Origin of the sequence: Planktotalea sp., from assembly GCF_049680325.1 — a bacterium.
Taxonomy (GTDB): domain Bacteria; phylum Pseudomonadota; class Alphaproteobacteria; order Rhodobacterales; family Rhodobacteraceae; genus Planktotalea.
Genome location: NZ_JBAUHO010000297.1, coordinates 1 through 6090, shown reverse-complemented (window position 1 = coordinate 6090; position 6090 = coordinate 1). Strand labels below are relative to the sequence as shown.

Here is a 6090-nt window from a genome sequence, read left to right as displayed (position 1 = left end):
CTAAGCATCCTTGATTATGCCGCGCGTATACAGGGCATCTGCCAAGTTTCGTGGGTCTGTTTTTATCAGGTCGGCATAATCCAAAGCTCGGCATTATGAACATTATGCCGATGTCGGCATAAGATCCATGCTTTGGGCCTCGATCACTCTTTTTCCGGCCTCAACGTGCCAACAGGCACCGACAGCGATCAATACACGATCATGTCCTATACGGAGTATTATCCCTACGGCACCAATCCCGCGTCCCTGATGTTATATGACATGATGGCAATCCAGTATCTTTACGGGGCCAATCACAGCTATAATGCAGGCAATACAACGATTGATATCACCGCGTTCCTGGCCGACGGGCCACGCGCCCTTTGGGATGGCGCAGGCAATGACACCATTGATCTTTCTGCACTGGGCGCAGGTCAAAGTTTCGATCTGACCGAAGGCGTCTTCAACTCGATCTATGACACCAACGACGTCGTAATCGCCTTTGGCGCTGCTATCGAGAACCTGAAAGGCACCGCCTATGATGATGACCTCACTGGAACCAGCGCAAGAAACACATTGAAAAGCGGTGGCGGTGATGACGCCATGAACGGGCGCGGCGGCTCGGACAAACTATATGGCGGCAATGGCAATGACACGCTGACAGGCGGCAGCGGCAAGGACAAACTGGTCGGTGGCAAAGGCAGCGACACGCTTCAGGGTGGTTCCGGCAAGGACAAGATCTACGCAGGCAAGGGCAGCGACAAAGTCAACGCTGGCGATGGCGCGGATTCGTTGTTTGGCGAAAACGGCAATGATTTCCTGGAAGGCGGCAAAGGCGATGATACGCTAAACGGCGGCGATGGCGCCGATGTCTTCCACTTCGACCATGGCAAAGACAGTGATATCATCACGGATTTCGAGGACGATATCGACACGATTGAGCTTGATAACTTCACATTCGGGGGCGGTCAGGACGCCTTTGACTTTGCGACGCAAACAGGCGCAGATGTTGTCTTTGATTTTGGCGGCGGCGATACCCTAACGGTATTGAACGCAACCATCGCCCAGTTGGGTAATGATTTGGAAATGGTCTAAGCCATCATCCGGCATTCTAACGCCCGCCAGCTTAATGACTTGCGGGCGTCTGCTATCCTAGCCTTTAACGCTTGCTTGCAGCGCGCTCGTCAGCTCGTCCATTTCAGGGTCCAGCTTCATGGATGCTGCTTTGCGCTGATGCCAATCGATCGCCTTCTTGTGCAGATCTCCCAGCACCTTGTCGGCTTTCAACTCTTTCACCAGCGCGCTCGTCGCGGTTTTGTAACGGTCAATCGATGTATCTTTTTCATCGTTCAGATTGAACTTGTCCCAGTATTCCATTCCCAACACATGGCTTGAATGGTTCGCCCGCCCGCGTGCACGCTTTATCATAAAGCTTTCCATCGAACGCAGCGCATAGTGATTGACCTGAGCATGGGTAAACAGCGGCGGGTTTTCGGTACGCTCCCCATTCACCACGTAGTCCGCGCCGCCCGGCAGCACGCGTTTGACCGAGCCTACTTGCTCATCCAAAGAAACTGGCGAATGCAGCCCCATGCGCTGGAACTTGTCCTGATTAGTATAGATGGACTTCACAAACTTACCCGTGTTCGGGCGCTCCTTCTCGTCCCATTCAAACTCGCCCTTGGTGAATTGTTGGGTGACGGGCTTATCAACCAGCTTTTCAACACCATCGGGGCCGAAAATACGCCAAGGCACTGATATCACATCCGTATCCTTGCCTGAGCCCTGCACCAACGCTTGCACCGATCCGTCGCCCATATGGATGTTCAGATACTCATCAACATCGCAGACAAAGACCCATGTGGCATTCATCACCACATCATAACGCCGCGACGCCTGACGCAGTGCCGAGCGGTGAATTCCCGCCTTGCGCACAATCGTCGGGTGATGCGTGACATAGCCCAACTCTTGTAAACGCAAAAGCATCTCAACCGTCGGATCAGTGCAATCATTGGTGCACACCAGAATATGATCAAAGCCGAGAACTTTGTAATGCGCCACCCAATCCAGAATATAGGGGGCCTCGTTCTTCATGGTGGAAACCACAGTGTACGTATTGTCGCTCATTTCAGCCTCACTACCCCCGCAATACCGCGGCGGCTGTTTCTATTTTGTAAACAATAAACCTTGCCCAAGCGCGCCTGCAAGCGCCATGGCGCGCGCGACACTCACCCGGACAATTTCATGTCTCATTTGTAATCTGGTGGTACACAAACACCACGCAAGACCCTAGGGTGACAAAAAATTGAGCTTCCTGAAATCAGGGGCAACAGATCGAGGAACGGCAGATGGCACGCACGCGCGAGGTCGGAACACTTTGGATTGGCGGACCACTTAGCTGGATGGAACAGCTGTGTCTCAAGTCTTTCGTGGACAAGGGCCAGAAAATCACCCTGTTCAGCTATGAAGACATCCCAAACGTGCCAGAAGGCGTTATTCGTAGGGACGGTCGCGAAATTATCGACACCGATGATTTCATCAAATACGAGCAGAAAAACAGCTTTGCCTTGTTCGCCGACTGGTTCCGCTTGCATATGATCCAACAATGCCCGGGCATGATCTGGATCGACACAGACGTCTATTGCCACCGCCCGATGGATTACGATTCCGACTATGTGTTCGGCTACGAATTGCCGGGCGAACACCGCGTAAACAACGCCGTGCTTGGCATGCCCGCAGATAGCGAAATGTTGCGTCAGGTTCTTGAATTTACCGACGATCGCCACTCCATCGCACCGTTTCTTCCTAAGAAACGACAAGAGCAAATGCAAAAGCTCGCTAAAAAAGGCCAACCGATGCACATCACCCAGCAGCCGTGGGGCGTTTGGGGGCCAATGATGGTCACGCATTACGTGCACGCGCTTGGCCTTGAAGAACACGTTCAGCCGCTTAACGCCTTTTACCCGATCACCTTCCGCGAACGCTTCAAATTCATGCGTCGCGCCGAATTGGCCGAAGGACTTATCACCGAAGAAACCACCGCCTTGCACCTTTGGGCCTCTAACAAGCGCCAGTTGGGCAACATCCACGACGGGCTTCCACCCAAGGGCAGCTATCTTGAAAAGCTGGTAAAGGAACACGGTATCAATCCTGCCCTCGCCCCGATCAAGGGCCGTGGCAACACCACATTCGACGGTGCATTGATAGACGATCTTGATCTCACTGAGGTCGCGACAATCGCCGACCTCACGGGCACAGCGCGCAGCTTTGTTCTGGCGGTACATCATAAGTTTGACAGCGACATTCAATTGATTAACTGCAACCGCCGTGGCAAGTTCAAAGAGGGTGATGAAGACTGGCTCAAAGACTATATCAAATTCCTGACGGACAACGATGTAGAACCAGATCGCATCAAGGTTATCAGCGATGACAAAGACCTGCGGCCCGTCGACGTGCTTTGCAATCTCGAAGGCTACGGCGATCGCTTCAAGGTACCATTCCTTGAAAAGTTCATGGAGAAATGCATGCACTCGGACACGCGCGTCTTTATGGATGTGCGCAAAGGTTCTGGCGCGTTTCCCTTCCTGAAAAATTACGGCACTAATACTGCCCTTTCCACGCGCGAAACAGACGGCAAGGAAGTCACGCGCATCCGCGTCATGCCCATTCCCCCGAAGATCACCGATCCAGAGGGCAGCTGGGATAAGATTGCGAGCGAACTTGCAGGCAAGGACGGTTGGTATCGTCCAGGCACAGACGGACACAGCTTTCTGTACATGCCGCGCAGCATGGACACCTTGGTCGTCACCTTCGACAATCTCGACATCGCAATGACCAAACGCGAGGATCGCCGCCCTTGGGGGTACAGCTTCATCAAGGATCAGGGCTGGTCCATGCTCGGCGTGCTGGCTGGTGGCTGGACGTGGTATCGCGAACAATGGGTTAGCGATCAGTTCGATCAACTCAAGAAGGACGGGTTTTTCAAACAGTTCAAACGTGTGGTGTTTTACGGCGCTTCGATGGGTGGCTACGCCGCCTGTGCCTTTTCCCCTGCAGCGCCGGGATGTGACGTAGTCGCCATCTCTCCGCAAAGTACCGTGGACAAGACGATTGTCCCATGGGAAAGCCGCTACAAGGTGGTCTGGGACCGCGACTTCTCTGGCAAGTACGGCGACGCAGCAGAGGTGTCTAAAGCAGCAAATAGGGTCTCAATTCTCTATGATCCCTATGAGCCCCTCGATGCCCAACATGCGGCGCGCTTTACTGGCAAGAACGTTCAACATCTGCGCGCGCCTTTGCTCGGGCATCGCCTCGGTAGTTCGCTCAACCAGATGGGCATTCTCTCGCCCATCATTTTGGGGGCGCTTGATGGCTCATTGACCAGCGATGACTACTACAAGCTTCTGCGCACGCGCAAAACCTCGCCGCGCTATCAGCGAGAGCTGTTCAATAAGGCCGTGGACAAGGGCCACAAGGATCTCGCCCGCTCGTTAGGTGAGCACATTCTCAAACAAAACCCAAACCGGGCGGTGCGCCTTGGAATGCGCGCATTGTAGACTCTAAGCCGCGGTATAGAGTCTGAACTCACTGATCGAACGATAGGTTTCGCCAGGCTTCAGCACTATGGACGGAAAACCCCCTTGATTGGGGGCATCCGGCCAGGCCTGCGGTTCTATCGCCAACCCTGCCCGCCCAAGATGGCGGGCATCGTATATCTGCAATCCCGCCTCTGTGCTTGCCACATCCAGAGCCATGTTACTGGCCGGACTGTAAAGCCTAGCAACATGCCTCAAATCGCCCCGCTGCACACCTATACAAAAATTGTGATCCAGACGAGCGTTGCCAATCGTTCGGCTTTCAAGAAAATCAAACTCCGTACCAGCAACGTCCGCGATATCCCCCGTAGGAATTTGCCGATCATCAAGCGGCAAGTACCTCTTCGCATTCACAGACAAGACATGCGCGTTGATATCTACCTCACCTGACAGGTTCCAATACCCGTGCGTCGCAAAGTTGCAGAGCGTTTCTACATCGCTCTGCGCGGTGATCTCTAGGCGCAGCGTGTCCCCCTTTAGCTCATAGCGTGCTTGCACTTCCAACGCCCCGGGAAAGCCCATATGATTGTCTGGCATGTGCAGATGAAGAACGGCATGAAGTGGTCCGCAATCAGCAATAGACCACAGCATGGTGCCTGCTCCGTCACGGCCCCCGTGAAGACAATTTCCATTGCCCTCATTGGCATCCAATTGAATTAGCTTCCCCGCAACTTTTGTCTGAGCGGCAGCAATTCGGTTTGCGACCCTACCGACAATTGCGCCGGAATATTTCAACGGACCTAGATAATCGTCAAAACCATCGCTGCCCAGAACTATCTGAGCGCCCTCAAACCTGACGCTTTGCAAGCTCGCGCCAAGCGTTATCAACCCGACCTCAAGAACTTCATTTCCAAGCTGGATAAGTTCAACCGATCGCCCATCTGGCATTTTGCCAAATTCGACTATCACCCCCGCAATGCCATCCGAGACGCCAGATATCGCGCGAAGTCTTCCGCAAATTTCTCTGGCTCTAACTCGCCAAGACCATCGCCTTTAGCTTTGACAGTAAAGCCGCCCTGCCCCAGCTTTATATCCACGGATATACCATCACGCTCAACCGACGCTGTTTTGCCATCAGGTTTCGGCTCGCTAGCTGCCATCTTCCCTCGCTTCAGTTTCGGAATTATCGCGCGATATGCCCGCTTGGGTGTGTTCGCAATATCCACCTCCGCAAGGATCTGTTCGCGTAGCGCCACGCATGCAAGACCGAGCGACACATCCCCTTGGCTCACGCTCAAGCGTTCAGCAACTTCTTCCTGTGTCAGATCAGACAGGCTTTCCGCCAGCAAACCGACCGAGAGAAGCTCTTCGAATCCGCTCAAATCCTTGCGCATCGTGTTCTCGTGGAATCGCTCTTCCAGATCAGCAAGCGCGGCATTGCCTTGATCGGTAGACAGAATCGCAAGCACTGGAATGCCAAGCTGACGACATGCTTCTACGCGGCGTCGCCCAGATTGAATTGCGAAACGAGCATCCGTCTGAAGCGGCGTCTCAGGGTTAGGCCGCCATCCAGCAT

4 protein-coding genes and 1 pseudogene are annotated in these 6090 nt (G+C 53.8%); 2 read left to right on the top strand and 3 right to left on the bottom strand.

What is annotated here, in order from left to right; genetic code table 11:
• Positions 1–132: 132 nt before the first annotated feature.
• Positions 133–1074, top strand: a complete 942-nt coding sequence (locus WBC85_RS13615) for a M10 family metallopeptidase C-terminal domain-containing protein (RefSeq protein WP_424438213.1) — start codon at positions 133–135, stop codon at positions 1072–1074.
• A 57-nt stretch (positions 1075–1131) separates the two neighbouring features.
• Here WBC85_RS13615 and WBC85_RS13610 read toward each other — a convergent pair whose 3' ends face one another.
• Positions 1132–2106, bottom strand: a complete 975-nt coding sequence (locus WBC85_RS13610) for a glycosyltransferase family 2 protein (protein ID WP_424438210.1) — start codon at positions 2104–2106, stop codon at positions 1132–1134.
• 221 nt (positions 2107–2327) lie between these two features.
• Between WBC85_RS13610 and WBC85_RS13605 the strand changes: the two genes are divergently transcribed.
• The gene (locus tag WBC85_RS13605; protein WP_424438207.1) at positions 2328–4535 is read left to right on the top strand and encodes a hypothetical protein; all 2208 of its coding nucleotides are present in this window, start codon (positions 2328–2330) and stop codon (positions 4533–4535) included.
• A gap of 3 nt (positions 4536–4538) precedes the next feature.
• Here WBC85_RS13605 and WBC85_RS13600 read toward each other — a convergent pair whose 3' ends face one another.
• Positions 4539–5483, bottom strand: a complete 945-nt coding sequence (locus WBC85_RS13600) for an aldose epimerase family protein (protein ID WP_424438204.1) — start codon at positions 5481–5483, stop codon at positions 4539–4541.
• Positions 5480–6090: pseudogene (locus WBC85_RS13595) on the bottom strand (hypothetical protein); the annotation flags it as partial. The gene WBC85_RS13600 and the pseudogene WBC85_RS13595, both read right to left, overlap by 4 nt.